A 23,320-nucleotide genomic window follows, 5' to 3' on the forward strand; every position below is an offset into this window, starting at 1 on the left:
CTTTTGCCTATAATGCTCCAGCTGCGGTTTTATCCAATACACCACCCAGATGAGTAGTAATATTCATAGCTTGCAGGACTGGAGCGCCATCTAATCCTGATGGGTAGTCAATTACACTAACTGCCCCATTACCTTGACGAAAATTCCAGAAATTGTCTGTAGGTAAACCCAGAACATGACACAACAAAGTTTTATTTGTGGCATCATGAGCCACTATCAACCCTGTTTGGCATTGATTATTTAATGCTGTTTGGATGATATTTTGCCAAGTTGTGACGCTACGTTCCCATACCTGCTGTAAATTTTCCCCTTCCGGCATTTGCACTTCACCAGGTGTTGTCCGCCAACGGTGCAACTCACCAGGAAATTCCTGTTCTATTTCTGCTTCTAATTTTCCTTCCCAAAGTCCGTGGCTGATTTCTCTTAAACCGTCTTGCAGTTCCAAATTGATACTTGGGTGGTGACGCAAAATAATCTCGGCTGTTTCCTTGGGACGCGCCATAGAACTACTCACAGCGAAATCAATAGCGACATTTTGCAGAAATGCCCCGGCTTTTTGCGCCTGCTGTCTGCCATTATCATTGAGGGGAATGTCAATTTGTCCTTGAAACCTAGTTTGGCGATTCCATTCAGTTTCGCCATGACGCACCAACAACAGTCTTACTCCCTGATGATTGGGACGTAAGGAAGGGAGAGTTTCCCCTATATGTTGGGTTTGATTCATTGACTCTAACTGTACTGGTTCCTCCAATCCCCCAGCAAAATTTAATACACTGATTCCACAGTTAGATTGCTGTATGGAATGGTAACGACTAGGATGAATTCCCAAGGCTGTACTAATCAGGGCGCGGTTAATGCCGTTGTGTCCTACTATGAGGATGGTTTCACCGCGATGGCGAGACAAAATTTCTTGCCAAAACTGCTGCGCCTGCTCGTATAAAGATAGAACCGGAAAATGTTCTCTTGTCACCCCATTGTCGTTAACTAGCATCTGTAGTTCTTGGGGCTTTTCATGCCAAATGCGGTAATCTTCTGGAAACTTCTGTCTGACATCGGCTGTCAACATTTTTTCCCATAAGGGCAAGTCTATTTCTAGTAGCAGTTCGGAAGTTTGCACATCAGCAACGGGGACAGACTGATTTGCTAACTCACTATGAATAATTTCTGCTGTTTGTTTGGCTCGCTGGAGTGGGCTACAGTAAATCCCATTAAAGGAAATGTTAGTGAGGGCTTTGCCTACCTTACTAGCATCACTACGACCTTGATCTGTTAATGTTGAAACATCAGCACGCCCTTGGATGCGCCGTTCGGTATTATAAGTACTTTGGCCGTGACGCACAATAATGACACGAGTCATCCGTCTTGCCCTCCTCTATCTAAAGGACTAATTTTACTGCAAAATGCTGGCAGAATTATCCATTAGATTGGGTATCAGCGACTCAATGATTTTTTCATTGCCATAATCAGGCGATCGCTAATCTCAACTATGCTGAAGTGATCAGCCAGATTCGGGACTAGTATCGTCAGGCGGAAGTCAAAAGTCATTTCATTGTATATTTATATTGTAGTCGGCGCTCTCATTAGGGCTGTCAATGAATAAAGTATTAGATGAAACGCTTTCCATAAAAATTGGTGAAAGCATTAAAAGCAAGTCCAATAAACCCTTTGATAATGCTTATAAAGCCGCATTAGCAACACAGGGAGCAACTTATGTCCAAGGTTTTCTAGTTTGTGCAGGCAAGCCATACAAACCCAGAGAACACAGTTGGATTGAAATAGGAGATATTATTGTCGATCCTACACTACCTCATCTCCGCAAAAAACCTGAAGAATTATGGTATTTTTTAGCAGAAAGCTGGAGTATTAAACAGTTAAAAGCAATTATAGAAGAATCAAAAGAAGATTATCCCGAAGATGACCCATTACCCATCTATGGTGCAGCACCTTATGAATATTATGGTGATGTCATGCTGGGTGGAAAAGAATACCTCAACGCTTATCAAGCCGCAGAAGCAAAATGTAAAGAACTGCAAACAATTCAAGCCCAAAATAATTAATTGGATTTACCATCGCTACCGAAATACTCTCGATAACTACAAATCTTTTCACCACGCACATCAAAAGCAACCGCTACACGATTTTTATAAGGTTTCCCTAATAATAATCCTTCATCTCGAAACTCAAAAACTACAGTCTTTTCATTGCTAGTAACGTGGTCTAAGGATGTTAGTTGTAATCCGGGGTTAAAAGATTCAGAAACATAGGTAAAAAATTCTTTAGCTCTTTCTTTCCCAACATTCAAACCGTGAAATTTCCCCATTGGAAACCAAAAAGTAAAATCTTCCGTTAGCATATCCAGGAAAGTTTGCCATTCTCCCGTTCCTAGACCATTTATAAAGTATTCAAATGCTTGATGAGCAACTTTTAGGGTGTTTTCTGAATTTTTTGTCATCATTCTTAACTGGAAATATACTAAATTTAATTATCTATTAGACATAGACACTCACTCTACATTTTCTTTTATAAAAATAGCTATGACACGTTCACATATAGAATTCATTCTGTCGAGCGAAGTAGAGCAACATATCTGGCATATAGATGGCATTGAAAACGATGCTTGTGCGCGCACACTGAGTCATAATCCTCAGAATGGAGCAGCAACTGAGTTGGTGAGTTTTCCATCCGGTTGGTCTGTACCTATGGGTTCTTTCTCTGCGGATATTGAGATATTTGTCTTGGACGGACAACTACAAATTGGCCCTTACCGCCTGAAACAACATTCCTATGCCTATATTCCTGCTGGTGTTTGTTGTGGGCCTTGGAAAGCACAGGGTTTAACTAATGCTCTGTGGATGCCGTCAGCATCTTCTCTGTTCACTGCGACTACTGAGCATTCACATCCCATACACCTGAATTGCTACATCCCCAGTATTGATACGTCTGCACTTCCTTGGAGTGGAACTATTACACCAGGATTCCCACCTGGAGCGATGCGAAAAGTTCTCCGAACAGACCCAGATACAGGAGCAAGTACTTGGTTGCTTGGGGTGTTACCTCAGTGGCGTGATAACCGAGTAGAAATTCATCCGGTTGTCGAAGAGGCTTACCTTGTCATGGGTGAAATGAACACTCCCTTAGGTACTATGACCCCAGGTAGCTATTTCTGGCGACCAGCACATATCCCTCACGGGCCTTTTGCTACTAGCACTGGTACGCTGATTTTCTTCCGCACCGACGGGCCTTTACGCACTGACTACATCTGGCCTGATTAAGAAGCTAAAATTACAAAGTTTTATCCCACTCTAACTGATGGGCTAAACCATACTTAATAAAATCTTCTGCTTTAGCTTTATCGCTTTTACCAAAAACACCCAAGCTGTAAGGATTATCCTGCATACGTTGTGCAACTTGTTCTTTTTCAAAACGTATTACTTCCTCTCTAGGTTGATCCGGTTTGAAAAAGTCTATAACTAAGACAGTTCTGTCATAATTAGTGTAATTATGCGGACAGTGCGGATAAGTGTGATCTAAAATCAGAATTTCTCCTTGATGCCAATAAAGTTGCTCATGACATATCTTCATTGCCACATCCCCCTCAGGAACAATCAAACCTAAATAACCACGATTCATGTGAGGGTTATAGTTGACGTGAAGCTTAATATCTAATCCAGGATGGAATGTTCCAAAATATACATTCCTGATGATATTATCATCAAGTAAATTGACATTTTCTATTACTTTAGCCAAATTAGAAAAATATTTATTTCTTAATTCTAATGCTGTTTCTAATGCTTCTTTTGTACCATAATTTGAATATTTTATTTGATGAAATTGAATGTATTCTTCAATAAATAAACCTTGAAATAAGATCCCAAAAGCGCTGTATTTTGAATTACCTTTAGTTTTTATCGTTTTACTTTTAGGCCCTAAAACATCATAAGTAAATTTTAATTCCTCATCAGATGCCTGTTTAATAAAACTTGTAAACTCATCTCTAATCACTTGCCAATTATCCTGAAATCGGTTGAGGAACGGGAAGTCTTGGGGATTTAGATGATACTCATTAAAACTTTCCATTAGTTTTTCTCCTGAATCTAAATAAAAAACTGTTACATAGTAAGGGGATTTAGTTGGCGTTCCGGTACGATGTTGAAATTCCTGACCAAACCAGAACTTTTGCTTCTGTAATCATTTTAGTGTGAGGTCTACTATGGCTGAACCTCTTGTATTAGATAAAATTATCAAAAATGTGCGGGTAGTTCGTCCCCATGAGGATACTGTTGAACTACTGGATTTAGGAATTAAAGATGGAAAATTTGCTCAGATTGCTCCTAATATTACCCCAGAGAAAGGCAAACAAATATTTGATGCCAAAAACCTGCTAGGTTTTCCTGGGGTTGTGGATGCCCATATGCACATCGGTATTTATCAACCACTTAATCAAGATGCAGTCACAGAAAGCAAAGCTGCTGCAATGGGGGGAGTAACATCTAGTCTCAACTACATTCGTACAGGACAATATTATTTAAATAAAGGTGGTTCCTACCGCGATTTTTTTCCAGAAGTTTTAGAGTTATCCGCAGGGAATTTTTTTGTGGATTATGGCTATCACATCGCACCTATAGCCAGTCAGCATATTGACGAAATACCTCTAATGTTTACAGAACATGGCGTAACTTCGTTTAAAATCTTCATGTTTTATGGCGGCTATGGGTTGCATGGTTTGTCAGACCAGCAAAACCTCTTTTTGATGATAAATAAAGAGGAACGTTACGACTTTGCCCATTTTGAGTTTATTATGCGCGGTATAACTCGCTTGATGGCAGAACATCCAGAAGTGCAAGATTATATTAGCTTGAGTTTGCACTGCGAAGTTGCAGAAATTCTCAACGCATATACTAAAATTGTGCAAAATGATTCTAGCCTAACTGGACTGCACGCCTACAGTGCAGCGCGTCCCCCGCATTCGGAAGGGTTAGCAATTTCTATTGCTTCCTATTTGGCACACGAAACTAACTGTGCAAATATCAATTTATTGCATTTGAGTTCGCGTAAGGCTATGGAAGCAGCTTTGACGATGCAAACTGCTTTTCCCCATATCAATTTTCGGCGGGAAGTTACCGTCGGACATTTACTATTAGATACTAATACTACTGCGGCGACTTGGGCAAAAGTAAATCCTCCTATTCGTCCCCGTGCTGATGTGGAATACTTATGGCAAGCAGTACTCAAGCATCAAGTAGATTGGATAGTTAGCGACCATGCTTGCTGTTCTGCTGAACAAAAAAGAAGTGCTAAAGACCCAAATAATATTTGGTTAGCAAAGTCTGGTTTTGGTGGTACAGAATATTTACTTTCTGGTGTAGTGAGTGAAGGTAGTAAGCGGGGAATGTCTTACAATCACATGGCTAAGTTGCTATCGTGGAACCCATCGCGGCGCTTTGGGTTGTTAAAAAAAGGAGATATTGCTATTGGCTATGATGCTGATTTGGTGCTAGTAAATCCTCATGAAAGCTTTGTGGTACGTTCAGTTGAGTCGCAATCACAGCAGGGTTATACACCTTTTGAAGGAATGGAGTTAAGTGGGCGAGTAAAAAGTACTTTTTTGCGTGGTAATCTGATTTATCACAATGGACAAGTTATTGGTTCACCCACGGGACAGTACTTGAAAAGATGTTAGAGAAACTTTCTATTTATAAATAGGCTCTAACTATAAAAAAGTGATTACTCATAATATTTAGTATGAGCAACCACTTTAAACAATGATTATTTCTGACATTTGTTATGTCATTGATTATAAACGGGTTTTTTACCGACTTCATTACCGAAAACTGCAATATAGATTTCAATTTAATGAATAGGTGTGATTATGGTTTAACTAAAAATTGCCGTCTAGTGTTTGTTTTAAACCCAAAATTCTGGCTGAATTAATTCAATGGCGATCGCCAGCAAACTAGCAAAATCTACTCGATAGAAAAGTTGCCAAAAACGCACTTGTTCACGTATCTTTTGATTACCGCAGGAAAACATCACTCGCCTAGCCTGTATAAGCAAAGATAACCAAGGATAGGTATTACGGATGAGACGAAACCACGTACAGGAACATTTGTTAATGGCTAGGTAATGAGGAAGTGGGGAGTAGGGAAAGAGTTTTTGATTTTTCTCAAACTTTCTCATACTTATCACAATTAATGTATGTAGTCAGTACTACAGTCCTTGATTTTCTCAGCACTAATACCAATTTGAAAAAAGAATGCGACAGATATACAGCCTCAAACGCTTGTCCTGTCTTGATTTTTAATTTTTAATTTTTAATTTTGAATTGGTATAAGGTGCTTATTACGAAGCTGAACTGGGTGATAATTTATCCCTTGCATGGCAAAAGCTTCTGGGGATGAGGTAATTTATCTATAATATGAACAATGTTCATATTAATAAAATACGAACACTGCTCATGTTTTGTCAAGAGTGCAATCAGATTTATGACAGTGAATAATCTTTCCAGTAACTCAAAGATGCGCCGTCAACCCCAGCAAGCGAGGAGCCAACAGCGAGTCAATGACATCCTGAGTGCAGCTGAGGAGTTATTTATTGAGATGGGATATGAGCAGACGACAACAAGAGCGATCGCCACTCGTGCGAAAATTCCTGTTGGTTCGCTGTATCAGTTCTTTCCTGATAAAGAAGCGATTCTCAAAGCCTTGGCTATCCAATATTTTCAGCAGGAATATCAGTTGTTTGCCAAACTGCACACCGCAGAAGCCGAGACTTTACCTGTAGCAGTTTATGTTGATCGGGTGATTGATGCGTTCGATCATTTTATGAATAGCCATCCGGGGTATCGTGCTGTGTATGAGCAGTTGCTGAACTTGATGACATATTCAGCAATTGAAGCAATGGATAACTACGAATATCGGATTGTTGATGAGCTTGCTGCTTTCTTTACCCGACTCAATCCCAACTTAGCTGTGGAAAAATGCCAAGCGATCGCCTTAGTCGTGGTTAAAGTAGTAGGTGATCTTCTATGGCTGGCTACCAGTCAGAATCCTGCAAAGCGTCAACTGTTGCTAGCAGAAACAAAGATATTGATGTTGGGTTATCTGAATAATTATTTGGGTAATACCAAATGAGGTTCATTTTTTAGTATCTAATACTGGGTAAAAGTAAAATATCTACCATTTCACCCACTGTCAAACCTAAACCAGCTAAAACAGTTAAAATCCAAAATGAATCTATTTTTTTTAAGCCAGCAAAACGTAGTTCTAAATCAGCTAAAAGAGTAGTTGCAACAGGTATGAGAAATAAACTCAATAACATTGACCAAGTTGCAACTAAAGCAATAGATCCACTCAATACTATAACGACAACTAAGGTTCGAGAGCCAAAAGAAACTAAACTCTCCAACCAAAAAATACTCTTACGGACTACAGCGATCGCAATAGTAGCGATAAAAGCTCCTACCAACCAAATAATGTGATGTGCTGCAAGATACCATCCTAAGAGAGCATAAGCTAACCACAGTAGTACTAGAGCCATCACAGGAATTTTGGGAAAATAGCCTATATTCATACTTCCTATACTTGTAAAAATAATAGTAGTCTTTGATTAAGATATTAATAAAATAAGGCTAATATATCATCCTCAAAGCAGTATTTCTTTAAAAGAAATATAATAAGTTTAAATAACTTAAAAATATTAATTTTTAATAAATAATAATAATTACTATATCTTATATCATTTCTCTAGAGTTTGTGGGTCATTTTGATGATATTGACAAGTATTGTCAACTTTTTTGAAAATAAAATCAATGCAAATTCAAAATTTAATTGTCAACTTTATCTCCTAGTATTTCAATAGCTGACTTTAGCCAGTCAATATAAGTTTGCTCGCGGCGCACAATTAATTCTAACAGTAGTCGATGTATGAGTTGCTCACGAGTCGCCAGTTCATTGTCAACAGATGGTTGCTTGATTGCTTCACAATCGCTAATTTTTTCATAGTGAGCAGCTAGTTGCTTTTCTAGTAGACTAGCGATCGCGCCATTAGGTAACTGAGCCGCAAAAAATAATTGTACAAGTAAAGGCTCTCTGACTATAGGCAAGGGTTGGGGACATTGGAGCCAACTAATCAACTCGGCGTTGCCCAGTTCTGTGAGACTATATACTTTACGATTTGGGCGATCGCGCTGAATCTCAACATGACAATTAATCCAACCCTGCTCAAAAAGCTTATCGAGAGTTTTATAAATCTGTGCTTGATCTGCTGGCCATAAGTGAGCAATATATTGATCAAAACAACTCGTCTTGAGGTCATAACCTGTCATGTCTTCCTTTTGTAAGAAACCGAGAATTACGTATGCTAGAGACATAGACGGTTTTCCGAAAATACAGTAGTAAAAACTATATTTGATAGCTCCTATATTTATTATGCTAATATATGAATATTCATATAGAGAAGACATATGACAAAACAAAAGCATTCTCAACAATAAAATTTACTGTGTTGAGTGCAAAAAAAAGAATCTATGCGAGATAGGGAGGAATTACAGAGTGCCAATCCATCAGATACACATCACGCTTGAATGGACTACTAATTCCTGATATTGCACTTAATAAAGCAGTTTGATGAGAAGTTTTTTGTGATGCAAACCTCAACAGAAATTTCAGCTATTAAAAATCATTGTAATGGGAGGATAGATTCCATTGACTTCTAACACACTTTTACAACGAATAAATCAACATCAGCACCTCAAGAATTTACGAAACAAATTACTCAAACTGCACAAAGTTTTACTGGACGCAGAACGTATCACTTATGAACAGGCGAGTGGAAGAATATCAAGCGGAGAATTTCTGCAACTTGTCATCAATCACGAGCAATTTGCTTGGTTACACAGCATTTCGGAAGTTATTGTTCAAATTGATGAAATACTCACAGCAGATGAACCCATATCCCCAAATAACGTCAAAAATTTGATTTTTGATATCCGCTCCTTACTCTCGCCTTCAGAGGAGGGGAATACATTCGCCAGAAAATACTATACTGCACTCCAAGGTGAGCCTGGTGTAGTGTTAGCCCATGCAGAAGTGTCACAACTGCTTGCATCTGCTTGAGAAAGCAAAACAGAATCCCTGTAGATAGAGAAAAGCACCGTGAAATAACTCACGGTGCTTTTCTCTATACAAGGAAATGACAGTTCTTGAATTTATCAAGAATTATCGTGTCCCTGATGATTATTGGTATAACTATCGGTTTCTAGTAGTCGTGACATAAACACATCTGGTTTTCTACTAACGACAGAGACAACTTTATCGATGGCGACTACTTCGCTGATCTGGACAACCATTTCCCATAAAGTATCTTCCTCTGTATCTTTGTTGTGAGTTCTATGTTTAAACCACAACAAATCATCCCAAACCCCAATAATGTTTGCGTAATACCATTTATCTCGTATCAGTATCCAAATTTCTTTCTCTAGGTAGGTTTGTAGAATAGATTTCACAATTAGTGCAGTAGTAGTAAAGCGATGTGCTAAATACTATGTGGGTATGCAAGACTAGCGCAATAGTATAAATGCGTAATTAGTACGATAATTTACTAACAGGAATACTGAAGATAATCTCTTGACTAACCAGGGGGTGTACCCTCTTCAAAAGGACGAATAATTGGTGGTGCTGGTGTGATTTCTGGTTGAAATATGCCTTGTAAAGCTTGTTCCAAGGTTTGAGCCATAACAATCCGGTTTTCGTAAGCTACGACTACACGCACTAGAGTTGGAAGACTATTTTGGGTAGCTTCCAGGTAAATTGGCTCAACATATAATAGAGATTGTTCGATAGGAATTACTAACAAATTTCCTTGAATTGCTCTCGAACCCTGACGATTCCATAAGGAAATTTGCTGGGAAATTACTGGGTCTTGGTTAATGCGTGCTTCGATTTGTTCTGTTCCAAAGACAAGACGTTCCTTGGGAAAGTTATACAACAATAACCTACCGTAATTTTCACCATCCGATCGCGCGGCTAACCAAGCAATTAAGTTAGTTCTTTGTTTGGGGGTGTAGGGTATCAGTAGGATAAATTCTTCAAAGGGAACAGTAGGTAAACTGGTAATCAAGTAATAAGGTTCTACCGGACGGGGTTTATCACCATAAATTTCATTGGGGATTTGCCATTGGTCTTCTCGGTTGTAGAATACTACAGTATCTGTCATGTGGTAGATCATCAACCGTTCAGATTGAATAGAGAAGAAATCCACTGGATAGCGGATATGACTACGGAGAGTGACCGGCATAGCACTCAATGGCTGGAACATTTGGGGAAAGATAGCTGACCAAGTAGCGATGATGGGGTCTGTCGCATCAGCAATATAAAATTGAACTGTACCGTTATAAGCATCAATAACTATTTTGACTGAGTTACGAATGTAATTGATACCTTTACCATTGGGATCTGAGTAAGGATAGCGATCGCTCGTTGTATAAGCATCAACCATCCAGTACAAATAATTATTGTTACCAGGAAATGCTGGGTTAGCATCAGCAGCAACTAAATAGGGGTCACTATCAAATTTTAAAAAAGGTGCGATCGCCTGGATTCTGCTCTTGACATTCCGCCGGAGTAATAACTTTGTTTCTGGGAGAAAATCCCGTGTAAACAACATTTGCCAATCTTTTAAATACATGGCAAATAGTCCCCTCCGCCACCCAGTACCGATAGTAATTCCACCTAAACCGTCATAAGTATTGTAAGCATTTTCGCTACCACTGGGATAATCTAATTCTCGCACCCTTGTACCAGTCAGTACATAAGCATTGGCAATTTCACCGTAATAAATTCGGGGTTGTCCAATGGGAACACTGTTACGAATTGCTTCACTGGAAGTAGAGAGAGCGCCTTCTTCATTGTCCGCAATATCTTTAACAAAATATTCTGGTAATCCACCAGGCCCAGCAGTATTAACCGGACTCATGGTAAATCCGTAACCGTGAGTATAAATGAGATGTCTGTTAACCCATGTTTGCGCCTCCTGTGGGACTTCACTATAATCTAGTTCCCTTGCAGCAATTAGTACTTGTCGCCGTTCCGTTGCTTCACCGCCTGTTTCCTCTGGTGTTGTTGACTGAGGAGGGTTTGCGGGTCTATCTGCTGGTGTTTCAGTTTCTAGGGTGTAGCGGTCAATATCTGCATCGGGGAAGCGATAGTAAGGGCGAAATTGTTGCAGTTGGCGGTTAGTTTCTAATAATGGTCGTTGATCCCACAGGCGAATGTTGCGAATCGTCAAATCGTTGGCTTGGATAGCTGCTGTGGTTAAATCTCCCAGAGGGTTAAAGGTTCTAGCGTCAATGGTTTCTAGGGCAAACGCTTGTCTTGTTAAGGCAATTGTACGTTGAATATATAGTTGTTCTCGTTGTAATTCGTTGGGCTGAACAACCAAATACTGTATTATTGTAGGCAAAATTTGACCAGTAGCCACTACTAGAAATAAATAAACACCCAATCCATAAAGTACAAATTGACGATATCGAGACTTAGAACGCCAAAAAATTGTCCGCCATAATAGGTAAAAAGCGATCGCTAATCCGGCAACACACAAAAAGTTATAGGCTGGTAATTGTACAGTAACATCTGTGTAACTAGCACCATAACTTACCCCACGGGGAGAATAAACCAACTCATAACGACTCAGCCAATAACTGAAACCAACCATCAACATTAACAAGCCACCCACACCAAATAGATGACGTTGCTGTTGGGATGAAAAGCCGGGGAAAATACCTTGACTGAGACTGTCTGCGGAGAGGAGATAGGTGAGAGCGACGGCGATGAAGCCATACAAAAACATCCCCATCAACCAAAATTCTAGGAGTTCCCACAATGGTAGAGAAAAAATATAAAAGCTGATATCCTTACCAAATAAAGGTTCAGTACTGTTGAAAGATGTGGGGAAGAAATACTGTATAACCTTTGCCCAATTGTCAAACAAGATGATCCCAAACACAACACTGAGTACAACGGCGATCGCCCTCAGGAAAAATTGTGAGTAAATTAAAATAGCGATCGCTACACCGACAATTAAGCCAAGATACAATATTTGGGAAAAAAGCTGGCTACCTAGTTGCCAAATAGTTTCTAATCGAAATGAATTAATTGTTGGTAAATTATTGTTATTAAATGCCGGATACCAGTAGGAAAGGGCTATTTGTCCGTAGTGAACCAGTATTAAACCGGCTAATAAACTAAATGCTAAAGCTAAGGGTAACAGCCACCGCAACCTGAAGGGTTTTAAAGTGCGCCCATCAGGTATTCTCGTGGCATTCAACCTAGAATATTGAGGACTAAGAAAGTTTTTTAATTCAATACTTAGGTCTGCTTCTTCTTTCCTGACTTCCGCAATTTTTAAAGACTGGGGATACTTCAGCCGTTGCGCCAAAGCCAAATTTCCCCACAAATAAGCAGCAGTCGTCCCCGCAGCCATCACCCAGAAAAACCCACGACTCACCAACCGCAATAGAAATACTTGCAAGTAGCCGACTTCTTGAAACCAAAAAATTTCTGCACCCAAGCGGGAACTTAGATCCAAGAATAGCCATAGCCCGACAAAGACTATTAAGAGTCGAAAGCACCATTTCCAAAACATTTTTTGGGCAGTTAAATTAAGTACTCCAGGCACAAATAATGGAGAATTTTCCCCGGCCCTCATATCCATTATGAATTTATCTGGTAATTATTCTGCTGGTTTAAATTAATCTTTAGCTTATACTTGCTAGTCGGGAGAAGAAGCAGGGGGGAAGAGAGCAGGGAGCAGGGGGAGACTTTTTTGCTGCTATTAACCTTGCAAACTTAACTTGGGAGACTACTAGGTAAAAAAACAACAATAGCAACTGACAACTGACAACTGACAACTGACAACTGACAACTGACTATGTAATTATGCTTAGTAGCGTTGATCGTTTATTATTTGTGCGACGAGTCCCGATTTTTAAAGAATTGCGGGATGATTTTATCGTGCGGCTGACATCAGTAATGCACGAATTGCAATTTCCCGCCAATCACACGATTTTTAGACAGGGAGAAGAGGGGCGATCGCTATATATTATTGTTTCTGGTAGAGTCAAGGTTCATATTGGAGATAAAAAACTTGCAGAAGTAGACCAGGGAAAATACTTTGGCGAAATGGCTGTATTTGACACTCAACCGCGTTCTGCTTCTGTCACAACCATAGAACCTTGCGAATTTTTGGAACTAACACAAGAGCAACTATATGATGCCATTGAAGAAACTCCCGAAATTGCGGTGAATATCATTCGTGAACTATCTCGCCTAATTCGCCGACTCAACGACAACGTTAATATATCTCCATCACAGTCTTGACAGAAAAAATTATTTTGCGTCTAGAAAAAGTTACAGAACAACACGCCCAAATTATTTACCCATACATCAGTGATCCACAGATGTATAAATATATTGAGGAACCAATTCCTACCCTCAGAGAGGTTCAGCATAATTTTCGGTTCGCTGCTCTAGAAAAATCCCCTGATAATGAAACTATGACCTGGCTAAAATGGGTTGCTGTAACTACCCACAACCAGTATGTAGGTATGGTAGAAATAGGTATTTTTGATGACCTGTATGCAGAAATCGGCTTGATGACATTTGCTCCTTTCCAGAAACAAGGATACGCTCCCCTCTATTGTTCCCTAGCGATCGCCCAAACCCAAAAACGCTTTCCCCTATCCTCACTACACGCATTGATTAACGAGTATAATTTGGCTTCCTGCAAAGTCGTGGAAAAGCTGGGGTTTAAGTTAAAAAAAGTCAATAAAAACGCAGAGTTTTTCCAAGGTCAGCTTGCGGATGAACTCATTTACTGCCTTAACTTTTAAATAATAACCCACAGCAGGGTATAAAAATCCGATTTGATTTATGAAACAATCTAAGTAGAGGAAGGGTGTGTTAGGCGTAAGCCGTATCTGTCGCTAACACACCCTACTAAATTAACTATCTCAACTTAATTGTTCATGCTTAAATTTTCCCTTAATAAATTTGTTGAAATATTGACCTTTAGAAGGTGCATTGTCTAATTCTTCCTTGACGTTAGCAGGTACTTTAAAATACTCATACACACTTCCGCTATCAAATTCAATAGTCAGTGTTTGAGTTTTTTGCTCATAGCGAAATTCCTTAATAAAACTGCTTTCAGGCTTGAGTAAAGGGAAAGCAATCACATCTCGAATACTGGCAGCATCCGTTAATAACATGACCAAGCGATCGATCCCAATACCTAAACCTCCTGTGGGTGGCATACCGTATTCCAACGCCGTTAAGAAGTCTTCATCTACACCTTGGGCTTCCAAGTCACCGGCGGCTTTTTTGGCTGCTTGCGCTTCTAGGCGTTCTCTTTGGTCGATGGGGTCTGTTAATTCTGAGAAACTATTAGCTGTTTCCCGTCCGACTATGAATAATTCAAAGCGTTCTACTAATCCAGGTTGAGAACGATGGGGTTTAGCTAGTGGTGAAATTTCTACGGGATAATCAATAACAAAGGTAGGCTGAATTAAATTGGTTTCTACCTTTTCTTCAAAGGCTAGATTCAGAATTTTACCTATAGTTTGAGCTTCATCTACCCCAGGAATTCCAGCATTTTTACTGGCAGTTTTCGCTTCTTCCAAACTCGAAAAAGAATGGAAATCCAGCCCTGTATATTCCTTGACTAAATCGTGCATTGTCACCCGTCGCCAAGGTGGTGTCAAATCTACCGTTTCACCTTGGTAGGTAATTTGCAGTGTACCGAGTATATCTTGGGCAACGGTGGTGATAATACCTTCCGTCAGCGCCATCATATCGTTGTAGTCGGCGTAGGCTTGATAAACTTCAATTGAGGTAAATTCGGGATTGTGCCTGGTGGAAATCCCCTCATTGCGGAAAATTCGCCCCAATTCAAACACCTTTTCAAAACCACCGACAATTAACCGCTTGAGATGGAGTTCTGTGGCTATTCGCAGATACAACTCCATTTCCAACGTGTTGTGATAAGTGACAAAAGGACGTGCATCTGCACCACCGGCTTCACTTTGTAAAACTGGGGTTTCAATTTCTAAAAAATCCCGTTCTTCCAAATAGCGGCGAATCCCAGCCGTAATTTGCGCGCGACGACGGAACGTTTGCCGGACTTCGGGGTTAACAATCAAGTCAACGTAGCGTTGACGGTAACGCTTGGCAACATCCGTCAACCCATGCCACTTGTCGGGTAGAGGCAACAGGGATTTAGTGAGGATGGTATATTGTTTGACGTAAACCGATAATTCGCCCTTTTCAGTCCGTTTAATTGTACCTTTAGCTCCCAGAATGTCCCCTACATCGGTGAGTTGTTTGAGGTGATTAAAAGCATCGGCATCGACTTCTGCCATGCTTTCTTGAATCCGATTTTTTTCTAGATAAAGCTGAATTGTGCCTGTTTCATCTTCCAAAGTGAAGAAAGCCAACTTACCAAAAACGCGACGCGCCATAATGCGTCCAGCAATGGCAACTTCTGCATCGACTTCTTCACCACTGGGTAAATCAGTAAATTTTTCTTGTAATTGGGCGGCGTGGTGGGTAGATTCCCAACGGTAAGCGTAGGGGTTAGTCCCTAGCTGCTTGAGTTGTGCTACTTTCTCCAGCCTAGCGGCACGGATATCTTCTTCCGACATGGTAACGAACTATTCAGAGGGCAAGATTAATTATAAATAGGGATTAGGGATTAAGGGGGAATACCAATTCAAAATTCAAAATTAAGAACTCCATATTTTACGAGGGTTTCTAGATTTGGATCTGTTTCAAAATTTTAGTGAATTGGTATAAGGACTGGGGATTGGGGAAAAATTCTTGATGATTTGTTGATGTTTGGATGCTAAATCATATCTTAGAGGCGATCGCGCGAAAGCGCCCGCCAAGGACGGACGCTATTTTCCCAAAAGAGGCAGACAGGTTTTAATTACTAACGCTTGACACTGAGTATCGAACTAAAAGCGCTTTCAATTTCAGACTTGTCAATTGTTCTATGGCTTTAATCAGGTGTTGCTGTTCTGGTTGTAAATCCAGTGAGATCAAGGCTTGATTGAAGCTATAACCGGAGTGTACTTGATGCCTGAGTTCATCACGTTGCGAGATATCTAAAACTGCCTGGATTTCTTTATTTCTACGTTGCAGCACACCTTGCAGTCGTTGGCGCTGCAAAGGAGTCAAATCCAAATCAGAAAAAGAAGGGTAGGTAGTAACTAAACTAGCAGCAGGGGTATGAATTCCTTTAGAGGATGTTGGAAATCCAAATGGTGCTGCCAAGGTGGTTACAGGTATGAGTAGAAGCAGGGCAAGAATAGTGACCAACACAGTTAGCCACTTTGGAAAGTTAATTGCCATATTCAGCAGTTTCCAGACGGAATTTAGTTATTGGTTGCCTGTTGTGCAGGTTGCAAGGGTTCACATTTGAGATTGTCCCACTCTCCAAGGGACTATTTAGCTAAAATGATCGCTCTCATCCTGAGGCTACACCTAACCGAAAAACAACGGAGTCTCTTAAATGACTGTTTTGAGTGAATGGGGGGAAGCAGAGGAAGCAGGGGAGCAGGGAGCAAGGGAAAACTATTGGCAACTGGCAACTGACTATTACTCAGACTTTTTCATTTTGTTAATTTCTTGTTGTAATTCTTCAATTTGACGGCGTAATCTTTCGGCTTCGGCTTCGGTAGTGGCTGCTTTTACGTCTACAGAACCAGAGGCAGGCGATCGCTGATAATTACCTTGGCGAATTTGTTGATATTCTGGCGATACTGCCCATTGTTTTAAATACTGGACTCTTTCTACCGGGAAAGGATGGGTTAACATCGTACCCTGAGCGCCGTTGTACATTAAGAATTTATACACTTGATTGAGTCCATCATCATCTAATGCGTGATAATTTTCGGACTGCTTGATAAATTCCTGTAAACTACATTCGTTGGCGTATTTGCTGCTACCGCCAGAAATTTTCATCATGGACGACAAGACGGTATTTAGGTCATCTACCACTAACAGAGCCGCCCGATCTGCCGTTAACTCAGCCTTGCGTCGCCATTCAAAAAAGGCATAAATTAAGCCTTGAGACACGAAATTACCAATACCAAAGGTTAATTCTCCTAAAGCAGAAGCGGCACTCATCGCCCACATCGCCATTTGAATTAGAATAGTATGACCACATTTAATATGCCCCAGTTCGTGGGCTAACACCGCCCGAATTTCGGCTTCATTAAGTAAGTCTAATATCCCTGTATTTATGACTATGTAAGGATTCTCTTGACCTAATGCGTAGCTATTTGCCTGAGGATTTTGTGAAACAAACAGTGTAGGTTCTGGATAAATATCTAAATCCCGCACGCACTCCCGAAACATCTGGTAAATAGTGGAATATTGCCGAGGCCCTACTTGGATGGTGTTACCCATTAGATAGACTAGCTGAGGGCGTTCGTAGACAAATTCCACAAACTTACGAGCAATTAAATCAAATCCTGGTAAATTTCGTAAAGCTTGCTCGGCTTGCTGATCCAGTGGATGTCTGAAGGCTTCGCTGGAAATTCCTGTGTAAGTTGGCATAATTTAGAATGATGGGTCAGTGGTCAGTGGTCAGTAGTAAGTGGTCAATACTCAGCGTGAATGCAACTGACGACTAACTACTAACAACTGATAAATAAGATAATAGAAATGGGGTTATTGGCAATTAAAGTCACTTTTTATGGGATGGAAAGCGTGTGATTGAGGCAGAAGTTCATTTGTCATTACATAACTTTTTGCGATCGCAGGCGGGTTTCCCTTCCTGGCCCCATCATTTAACGATGGCACGGTTGGTAGCACGCGCCTTGCGTCTGGGACGTAGCGCCTTAATTCAAGTAGGGTCTGTTTGCGGCTATCAAGGGCGATATCGCACAAGTTTTGTCGCCTCCGCCTTGATGTGGCATGGTCCTGTAATTATTGTTGCCACAGAAACAGTGCAACAGCTCCTCTTACGAGTAGAAATTCCTCGTCTACAGCAGTGGCTAAAAATAAATAAACCAATCAGGACAGGTGACGTTTGGCCTAGCCCTGAGTTCCAAGGAATACTTCTGACTTCCCCAGAAGCTTGGTTACGTGGACAACTGACATCTGCTGATTATTTTCCCCAAGGTCTACCCACAATTATTGATGGGGTAGATGATTTAGAGGATTGGGTACGTCATCAGCTTACCCAAAATATAGAATCCCCAGACTGGGATCAACTTATACTCGCTTGTCCTAACCATGCTGAAGCAATTCGTGCAGCCAGAATTGAACTGACAAGCGAATTGTTCAAGCATCCAGCTAATCCTTACAATTGTTATTTAATTTCTCAATTAGAAGCTGATATTTTAAGCAAGCTCCACACAACTTTAGAATCAGCATCAGGCTTACCAGATGTTTGGCAACATTTCTGGCAACAATTACCAAACGACCAAAATCATACTGCGACTACTTCACCCCTGATCTGGGCGACTATTGCCCGTCGTCAAGGTTTATTTTCCTTACACTACGCGCCAATAGAATTGGGTGAAATTCTTGCACCTATTTGGCAACGACAGCCAGTCGTCTTAATTGGCAGTGCTTTAGAGCCGGAAACAGAGGCTCCTTTGTTCCATCAGCGTTTGGGTTTAGATGATTTAACTTGCTTAAAATTCGCTTCTGATAGCCAATCAGAGGCAATTCAACTGTACATACCTTACAAGTTACCTCTGCCCAATACGCCAGAGTTTCAAGCCGCATTCATTCATAAGGTGCGGACTTTAGTTTGTCTGAGTGCTACAGCACCAGGATTAACTGTTTTACTGGTGGGAGATGTGCCATTAAAGGCTCAGGTGGGAACAATCTTAGCCTCAGAGTTTGGTTCGCGGGTGCAGGTAGAAAAAACTTGTTTGGATGAAAATGGCATTTTGGTTAGCGGTTGGGAGTTTTGGCGAGAACATCAGGCGGTCTTACCTGCTCCCCAATTGTTAGTGATTGCGACTTTACCCCTACCGTCTCTAGAACATCCCCTGGTGGCTGGTAGGGTTGCTCATTATAAGCGATCGCATCAAGATTGGTTTCGTTTATTTTTATTACCAACTGCTTTGAATGAATTGCAAAGAGCAGTTGCCCCTGTGCGCGAAAATCAAGGTATTGTCGCTTTACTCGATAGCCGTGTCGTCAATCGTAGCTATGGCTCCCAAATTCTCAATTCTCTCAGCCCTCTAGCACGCCTCAACTATCTCGATCCCAGTCTGTTTACCCCCAACGGCGAAGAAAATTCAGCCTAGCTTGAGGGGGAGCAAGTGGCGTGGCCGGGAGCAGGGGGAGAAGATAAGTAATGACTAATGACCATAAGTATTAAAGTGAATTTATAGCCTAGACTAAATCGTGAATTTTAATTATGGGTGAAGCAAAGCGTCGTAAAACAACAATGGGAGAACAATACGGGCAAGACACCCGTATCTTGTCTTGGGTTCCCATTACTAAATCTCAAGCTGAACTATTCGTTACCTGGAGTACTCGCGGTGCCTGGATAGGCATTGGTGTTATGGTTGTTGCTTGGGTAACAATCCGTTTTATCGGACCGGCTTTTGGTTGGTGGCAAGTAGCAGCCTAAAATTTCTGTCAAAAGATAGGGGTGTATATATTCAAAATCTTTACACCCTTACACCCTTATTTAGGGAAGCGGTTTGTTGCCTAAGTCCCAATGACCTTGTTACCAATGGGAATAAGCGAAAATTCACACTTTAGCAAATTCTGTTGCTGTTTAAGTTCTGTATCTATAACTCTCGCTAGAGTGACTTACTGTTAGGCTTAAATATGATTGGCTACAGAGTTTTAGGAGAATCAGCTTCCTATGCGAATCCTGTCTACCTTCAAGGGGGATATTTGTAATGTACTTAACTTTTTTTAATGTTTAAAGCCTAAAAAAATACTGCCGGAATGGCAACATACTTATCTTGAGTTTAGCTATGCTCGGTTCTATGCCTATAGGTATTCGGGCTGTCGTTATATTTTTTGAAGTGTAATCAATTCCCTACTATAACTCAGACATTACGCCTGTATTTTCACTCTCAAGCTTGTACCCTAATTGATTGCAACTTTATACACCCAGGAGGTTTTGACTTGGGGAAAGGAAAATTTGCAAACAATCTTCAATTAGGAAGTCTGTATTTTTACCGCAAAGCGAGCTTATAGAGAATTGACTAAACTTCTAATCCGGGAGAATCACGAACAACAACTGCATCTAAACGTAAAAATGCAATCCGTGATTTTTCTATAGTTGACTAAGGCTAAATCTGAGTTAATCTTGATGCGATCGCTATCAATAATCACAAAATCAGACGAAAAATTGTAAACTTATGTATTAATTTTCTTAACTTCGTCTGATGACCTGATTTTGTAAAGTGAATTGTTTGATACGGCAGAAAGTGCAGTTTTCTCTTACCCTGAGCAAGGTAGTCAATTAACTACTTCAATCAATTTCTGGTAATTGTAATGGATAGTTTACAATACCAATGGATGAGAGAATCTAAAGAAAATATAAAAGAGACTAAAATGACTGTGGTGTCTGGAGGACAAAAGTGTTTCTAAGACTAGCGCATCAACATCGGCAGTTCGTTCAAGACTTGGTAATGAACCTCCAAGCCTTGGCAATTGTACTAGAACGGCGTGGGTATCTTGCGTCTTGTTATACCTGCGGCGACCAAATGAACAGTGCTTCATTTATGGTGAGTTTGGGCAATAATCATCTGATTCGGTTCTTAGTATCTGACTATGGGATCACCTGGACGGAGATGCGGGACGACCGCGAATTGATGAAACTAGAAGGTGCAGAAGCAATTAACCAGTTACAGGAACTAGCTAATCTGGTGAAGCAACCTACGCCAGTGAGTTCTGGGAACAAGACTTTGGTAAAACGGAGTTAACAATTTCTGTACACGTAGTTCTCATAGTCGATTTCACATTGAACATCGATTACATCTCACTGAAAAATTATGAATTAAGGCTTGGTTAGCAATTCTTAGCTATTGACCATCACTTTTGTGTAATTGATTAGCTAATTGTTGCGATGTGTCTATATTATGCGTGCTGAAGCTTGAATAATTCGTAATTACCTACCCTCTATATTCGGAGGCTGGGAACTAAATTAAATTTACGAATTACGTAGGCGTTAGCCTAGCCATAGGCTATTACGAATTATTCTACAAGCCATTCCCAATCAAAATGAAGGATGCCCAATAGTAAGGGTGATTAAAATTACTGGTATTTGTTACTGACAATTTTTGATTTTTTGTCTCTAAGTCATTAATTAAAGCTATTTGTGCTTGTTGTAAAGCTGTGGTTTTTGTCAATTTTCCCGTAGATAATTTGTCATAAAACGCACTCATCAATGCTTGCGTACCACCATCATCTACTGCCCAAAGTGAGGCAATAGCGGCCTTAGCGCCAGTTCTTTGCATCTGATAACCAAAGCCCAGAATTTCTTGGCCGTCGCCTAACTTTCCACCTAAGCCAGTTTCACAGGCACTTAATACTACTAAATCTACATGGGGTAGCGACCATGTGGCAACATCTGTCAGGTTTACGCGATCGCCATTACCAAATAGAATAAACGAATCTTGTGGTTTACCCACCACAAAGGCTGCATGAGTTGCTAGATGAACAATTGTATAGTCATCCATCTGAGGTACTGTGACTTGTGGACTAAAGCTACTACCTAACAATTTCTTGGTTTGAGGAATAGTAGCAGCTAAATTTTCTAATTCCAGTGCGGCAAATGGTAAGCTAGAAAAGGCCAATCGTTGATTACCGACTGTGACTTGATAATTACCTTGAGTGAAAGCACCAGCTAAAACCCGCAAATCTTGATTTCGTGGAGTGTTCAAGTTAGTCAAGCTAGCGGCGGTGATGTGATTAATATTAAAACTCTCAACAAGCCATTGTTTACCATCATATAGAGCTGATAAGGGAATGTAACGTAACTGGCTATCTGGTGCGTAAAGTAAAGTTTGTATTCCGGCTTGCTTTAATTTGGATTCTATGGGTTGAATCAGCCAGTCGTATAATTGACGCGCAGGTGTCTTAATATCCTTGCTAGGATTTGTCAACGCTTGACGAAAGGTAGCTATAGTTTGATTAAGTTTTACCTGGGTTACAGATACCGTGTGATGAATTGGCGGAGATTCTGGGGTGACTATGACCAATTCCAAGCTATCCTTGAGAACTAAAGGATAAATAATTGCAGATTTTTGGGGTAAACGCGCTAAATTATCTCGAATTTCGTTGATAGTTTCTAAGTTTAAATTTTGTCGCCTAGCAGTATGGTTAATTTGTTCTAACTGTGTGGTGACGGCGGGACTAGTGATAAATTGGTTAAACGCTTGTAGTAGTTGCTGTTGCTGTGTTACCAGTTGCTTAATGCGTTCTGTTTGTTGCAGCGATCGCTCTTGGGGTGGTATTTTTCTCAGTATTGTCAGTTCTTTACCCAAAGCCACTGCACTATCTACAGTCTGGTCTAGTTTTTGTTTAACTGGTTTTTCCTGGACGATAATCTCAATACCTTTAGCAGTACGTTGATTACCAGGGACATTCTGTAAATACTCCTGTAGTTCTTCAACTTTTAGTAAATCTATAGTCCGTTGTGCTTCAGCTATACGCTCTTGTTTGAGTAATTTATCACCCAAAATGCGGTATGTTTGAGCTACATTTAGGTTATACGCATTTGGTTGGGATTTAGAGAAAACAGATGGTTGCAAACGTGCTATTTCACGATTAAGCAAGCAATGCTTGTAAAAAAAGATAGCTAGCCCTGGTTTGTTTTGAATTTGAAATAGGTATCCTATATTACTATAGGTTTTGCCTAATTGGACGCGATCGCCAATTTGTCTATAGATAATTATCGCTTGTTGATAAGATTGCAGCGCCAGCGAATACTCAGTTTGACTTTGGTAGACTCTGCCAATATTATTCCAGGATACAGCTTCCCAAAACCTGTCTCCAGTTTCTTGACTGATAGTTAAAGCCTGCTGTAACTTTTTTAATGCTGCTTGCGGCTGACTTTGCTGAGAATCTGTAATTGCTTGTCTATTTAATTCTTCAATTTGCACTTGCTGATTTTTCTGGACTAAAATCTGAGATTTTTCTCCGTAACTAAGTGTTAAATTCACTTGTTGATTTAGTGTTTCTACTACCCCAGAACCCAGAACAAAAAATACAGGTGAAACTAAAGTACTGAAATAACGCAGATGAAGCGGCATAACTAAGCACTCCTTTTATATAGGAGTGTA

The 23,320-nt window shown here is 40.4% G+C and carries 22 protein-coding genes; 10 read left to right on the forward strand and 12 right to left on the reverse strand.

Going from position 1 to position 23,320, the window contains the following annotated elements; genetic code table 11:
- Nucleotides 1-7: 7 nt before the first annotated feature.
- On the reverse strand, nucleotides 8-1,357 hold the full coding sequence (locus H6G18_RS02175) for a histidine phosphatase family protein (RefSeq protein WP_190405434.1): 1,350 nt from the start codon (nucleotides 1,355-1,357) through the stop codon (nucleotides 8-10).
- Between the two features lie 235 nt (nucleotides 1,358-1,592).
- Between H6G18_RS02175 and H6G18_RS02180 the strand changes: the two genes are divergently transcribed.
- Nucleotides 1,593-2,057 carry a hypothetical protein gene (locus tag H6G18_RS02180; protein WP_190405435.1) on the forward strand — a complete coding sequence of 155 codons (465 nt, stop codon included), beginning with the start codon at nucleotides 1,593-1,595 and terminating at the stop codon, nucleotides 2,055-2,057.
- Here H6G18_RS02180 and H6G18_RS02185 read toward each other — a convergent pair.
- The gene (locus tag H6G18_RS02185) at nucleotides 2,054-2,452 is read right to left on the reverse strand and encodes a nuclear transport factor 2 family protein (protein WP_190405466.1); all 399 of its coding nucleotides are present in this window, start codon (nucleotides 2,450-2,452) and stop codon (nucleotides 2,054-2,056) included. The genes H6G18_RS02180 and H6G18_RS02185 overlap by 4 nt on opposite strands.
- A gap of 82 nt (nucleotides 2,453-2,534) precedes the next feature.
- Between H6G18_RS02185 and H6G18_RS02190 the strand changes: the two genes are divergently transcribed.
- The gene (locus tag H6G18_RS02190; protein WP_190405436.1) at nucleotides 2,535-3,272 is read left to right on the forward strand and encodes a DUF4437 domain-containing protein; all 738 of its coding nucleotides are present in this window, start codon (nucleotides 2,535-2,537) and stop codon (nucleotides 3,270-3,272) included.
- 10 nt (nucleotides 3,273-3,282) lie between these two features.
- On the opposite strand, the gene H6G18_RS02195 is transcribed toward H6G18_RS02190, so the two are convergent.
- The gene (locus H6G18_RS02195) at nucleotides 3,283-4,077 is read right to left on the reverse strand and encodes an aspartyl/asparaginyl beta-hydroxylase domain-containing protein (RefSeq protein ID WP_190405437.1); all 795 of its coding nucleotides are present in this window, start codon (nucleotides 4,075-4,077) and stop codon (nucleotides 3,283-3,285) included.
- Nucleotides 4,078-4,210: 133 nt separating this feature from the next.
- Here H6G18_RS02195 and H6G18_RS02200 point away from each other — a divergent pair, with 133 nt between their 5' ends.
- Nucleotides 4,211-5,680, forward strand: coding sequence for an amidohydrolase family protein (locus tag H6G18_RS02200; protein WP_190405438.1), 1,470 nt, complete (start codon nucleotides 4,211-4,213; stop codon nucleotides 5,678-5,680).
- A 224-nt stretch (nucleotides 5,681-5,904) separates the two neighbouring features.
- Here the strand turns inward: H6G18_RS02200 and H6G18_RS02205 are convergent, their stop codons facing one another.
- Nucleotides 5,905-6,177: a hypothetical protein gene (locus H6G18_RS02205; RefSeq protein ID WP_242040146.1), complete on the reverse strand. Its 273-nt coding sequence runs from the start codon at nucleotides 6,175-6,177 to the stop codon at nucleotides 5,905-5,907.
- Between the two features lie 305 nt (nucleotides 6,178-6,482).
- Between H6G18_RS02205 and H6G18_RS02210 the strand changes: the two genes are divergently transcribed.
- Nucleotides 6,483-7,130, forward strand: coding sequence for a TetR/AcrR family transcriptional regulator (locus H6G18_RS02210; protein WP_190405439.1), 648 nt, complete (start codon nucleotides 6,483-6,485; stop codon nucleotides 7,128-7,130).
- Between the two features lie 10 nt (nucleotides 7,131-7,140).
- Here H6G18_RS02210 and H6G18_RS02215 read toward each other — a convergent pair whose 3' ends face one another.
- Nucleotides 7,141-7,569: a hypothetical protein gene (locus H6G18_RS02215; protein ID WP_190405440.1), complete on the reverse strand. Its 429-nt coding sequence runs from the start codon at nucleotides 7,567-7,569 to the stop codon at nucleotides 7,141-7,143.
- A gap of 253 nt (nucleotides 7,570-7,822) precedes the next feature.
- Nucleotides 7,823-8,368 (reverse strand): PadR family transcriptional regulator, encoded by a 546-nt coding sequence (locus H6G18_RS02220; protein WP_190405441.1) that lies wholly within the window; start codon nucleotides 8,366-8,368, stop codon nucleotides 7,823-7,825.
- A 334-nt stretch (nucleotides 8,369-8,702) separates the two neighbouring features.
- Here H6G18_RS02220 and H6G18_RS02225 point away from each other — a divergent pair, with 334 nt between their 5' ends.
- Nucleotides 8,703-9,113, forward strand: a complete 411-nt coding sequence (locus tag H6G18_RS02225) for a hypothetical protein (protein ID WP_190405442.1) — start codon at nucleotides 8,703-8,705, stop codon at nucleotides 9,111-9,113.
- 95 nt (nucleotides 9,114-9,208) lie between these two features.
- Here H6G18_RS02225 and H6G18_RS02230 read toward each other — a convergent pair whose 3' ends face one another.
- Together H6G18_RS02230 and H6G18_RS02235 are read right to left on the reverse strand one after the other, a co-directional pair.
- Nucleotides 9,209-9,502 (reverse strand): hypothetical protein, encoded by a 294-nt coding sequence (locus tag H6G18_RS02230; RefSeq protein ID WP_190405443.1) that lies wholly within the window; start codon nucleotides 9,500-9,502, stop codon nucleotides 9,209-9,211.
- A 125-nt stretch (nucleotides 9,503-9,627) separates the two neighbouring features.
- On the reverse strand, nucleotides 9,628-12,639 hold the full coding sequence (locus tag H6G18_RS02235; RefSeq protein WP_190405468.1) for a UPF0182 family protein: 3,012 nt from the start codon (nucleotides 12,637-12,639) through the stop codon (nucleotides 9,628-9,630).
- A 293-nt stretch (nucleotides 12,640-12,932) separates the two neighbouring features.
- Here H6G18_RS02235 and H6G18_RS02240 point away from each other — a divergent pair, with 293 nt between their 5' ends.
- Nucleotides 12,933-13,373, forward strand: a complete 441-nt coding sequence (locus tag H6G18_RS02240) for a cyclic nucleotide-binding domain-containing protein (RefSeq protein WP_190405444.1) — start codon at nucleotides 12,933-12,935, stop codon at nucleotides 13,371-13,373.
- Entirely contained in the window at nucleotides 13,370-13,885 is a 516-nt protein-coding gene (locus H6G18_RS02245) for a GNAT family N-acetyltransferase (RefSeq protein ID WP_199311520.1), read from the forward strand. Before H6G18_RS02240 ends, H6G18_RS02245 begins: the two co-directional genes overlap by 4 nt.
- Before the next feature lie 120 nt (nucleotides 13,886-14,005).
- On the opposite strand, the gene lysS is transcribed toward H6G18_RS02245, so the two are convergent.
- From lysS to H6G18_RS02260, 3 genes are all read right to left on the reverse strand, one after another.
- Complete coding sequence (gene lysS, locus H6G18_RS02250) at nucleotides 14,006-15,691, reverse strand: lysine--tRNA ligase (RefSeq protein WP_190405445.1); 1,686 nt, start codon at nucleotides 15,689-15,691, stop codon at nucleotides 14,006-14,008.
- Nucleotides 15,692-15,971: 280 nt separating this feature from the next.
- The gene (locus tag H6G18_RS02255; RefSeq protein ID WP_190405446.1) at nucleotides 15,972-16,400 is read right to left on the reverse strand and encodes a hypothetical protein; all 429 of its coding nucleotides are present in this window, start codon (nucleotides 16,398-16,400) and stop codon (nucleotides 15,972-15,974) included.
- A gap of 246 nt (nucleotides 16,401-16,646) precedes the next feature.
- Nucleotides 16,647-17,609, reverse strand: a complete 963-nt coding sequence (locus H6G18_RS02260; protein ID WP_190405447.1) for a M48 family metallopeptidase — start codon at nucleotides 17,607-17,609, stop codon at nucleotides 16,647-16,649.
- 155 nt (nucleotides 17,610-17,764) lie between these two features.
- Between H6G18_RS02260 and H6G18_RS02265 the strand changes: the two genes are divergently transcribed.
- The 3 genes from H6G18_RS02265 to H6G18_RS02275 all read left to right on the forward strand — a co-directional run bounded on the left by H6G18_RS02265 (nucleotide 17,765) and on the right by H6G18_RS02275 (nucleotide 20,959).
- Entirely contained in the window at nucleotides 17,765-19,318 is a 1,554-nt protein-coding gene (locus H6G18_RS02265) for a helicase C-terminal domain-containing protein (protein ID WP_190405448.1), read from the forward strand.
- A gap of 113 nt (nucleotides 19,319-19,431) precedes the next feature.
- Nucleotides 19,432-19,647 (forward strand): DUF2839 domain-containing protein, encoded by a 216-nt coding sequence (locus H6G18_RS02270; RefSeq protein WP_190405449.1) that lies wholly within the window; start codon nucleotides 19,432-19,434, stop codon nucleotides 19,645-19,647.
- A 967-nt stretch (nucleotides 19,648-20,614) separates the two neighbouring features.
- On the forward strand, nucleotides 20,615-20,959 hold the full coding sequence (locus H6G18_RS02275) for a DUF1815 family protein (RefSeq protein WP_190405450.1): 345 nt from the start codon (nucleotides 20,615-20,617) through the stop codon (nucleotides 20,957-20,959).
- 276 nt (nucleotides 20,960-21,235) lie between these two features.
- On the opposite strand, the gene H6G18_RS02280 is transcribed toward H6G18_RS02275, so the two are convergent.
- The gene (locus H6G18_RS02280) at nucleotides 21,236-23,290 is read right to left on the reverse strand and encodes a CHAT domain-containing protein (RefSeq protein ID WP_190405451.1); all 2,055 of its coding nucleotides are present in this window, start codon (nucleotides 23,288-23,290) and stop codon (nucleotides 21,236-21,238) included.
- Nucleotides 23,291-23,320 lie beyond the last annotated feature (30 nt).

Origin of the sequence: Anabaena subtropica FACHB-260 (assembly GCF_014697105.1) — a bacterium.
GTDB lineage: Bacteria > Cyanobacteriota > Cyanobacteriia > Cyanobacteriales > Nostocaceae > Trichormus > Trichormus subtropicus.

Excerpts from the sequence above, each read along its gene's own strand:
- H6G18_RS02280 (WP_190405451.1), bottom strand. The coding sequence starts at position 23,290 with ATGCCGCTTCATCTGCGTTATTTCAGTACTTTAGTTTCACCTGTATTT.
- H6G18_RS02190 (WP_190405436.1), top strand. The coding sequence starts at position 2,535 with ATGACACGTTCACATATAGAATTCATTCTGTCGAGCGAAGTAGAGCAA.
- H6G18_RS02200 (WP_190405438.1), top strand. The coding sequence starts at position 4,211 with ATGGCTGAACCTCTTGTATTAGATAAAATTATCAAAAATGTGCGGGTA.
- lysS (WP_190405445.1), bottom strand. The coding sequence starts at position 15,691 with ATGTCGGAAGAAGATATCCGTGCCGCTAGGCTGGAGAAAGTAGCACAA.
- H6G18_RS02210 (WP_190405439.1), top strand. The coding sequence starts at position 6,483 with ATGACAGTGAATAATCTTTCCAGTAACTCAAAGATGCGCCGTCAACCC.
- H6G18_RS02205 (WP_242040146.1), bottom strand. The coding sequence starts at position 6,177 with ATGAGAAAGTTTGAGAAAAATCAAAAACTCTTTCCCTACTCCCCACTT.
- H6G18_RS02215 (WP_190405440.1), bottom strand. The coding sequence starts at position 7,569 with ATGAATATAGGCTATTTTCCCAAAATTCCTGTGATGGCTCTAGTACTA.
- H6G18_RS02180 (WP_190405435.1), top strand. The coding sequence starts at position 1,593 with ATGAATAAAGTATTAGATGAAACGCTTTCCATAAAAATTGGTGAAAGC.
- H6G18_RS02220 (WP_190405441.1), bottom strand. The coding sequence starts at position 8,368 with ATGTCTCTAGCATACGTAATTCTCGGTTTCTTACAAAAGGAAGACATG.
- H6G18_RS02260 (WP_190405447.1), bottom strand. The coding sequence starts at position 17,609 with ATGCCAACTTACACAGGAATTTCCAGCGAAGCCTTCAGACATCCACTG.
- H6G18_RS02240 (WP_190405444.1), top strand. The coding sequence starts at position 12,933 with ATGCTTAGTAGCGTTGATCGTTTATTATTTGTGCGACGAGTCCCGATT.
- H6G18_RS02185 (WP_190405466.1), bottom strand. The coding sequence starts at position 2,452 with ATGACAAAAAATTCAGAAAACACCCTAAAAGTTGCTCATCAAGCATTT.
- H6G18_RS02175 (WP_190405434.1), bottom strand. The coding sequence starts at position 1,357 with ATGACTCGTGTCATTATTGTGCGTCACGGCCAAAGTACTTATAATACC.
- H6G18_RS02235 (WP_190405468.1), bottom strand. The coding sequence starts at position 12,639 with ATGTTTTGGAAATGGTGCTTTCGACTCTTAATAGTCTTTGTCGGGCTA.
- H6G18_RS02270 (WP_190405449.1), top strand. The coding sequence starts at position 19,432 with ATGGGTGAAGCAAAGCGTCGTAAAACAACAATGGGAGAACAATACGGG.
- H6G18_RS02195 (WP_190405437.1), bottom strand. The coding sequence starts at position 4,077 with ATGGAAAGTTTTAATGAGTATCATCTAAATCCCCAAGACTTCCCGTTC.
- H6G18_RS02255 (WP_190405446.1), bottom strand. The coding sequence starts at position 16,400 with ATGGCAATTAACTTTCCAAAGTGGCTAACTGTGTTGGTCACTATTCTT.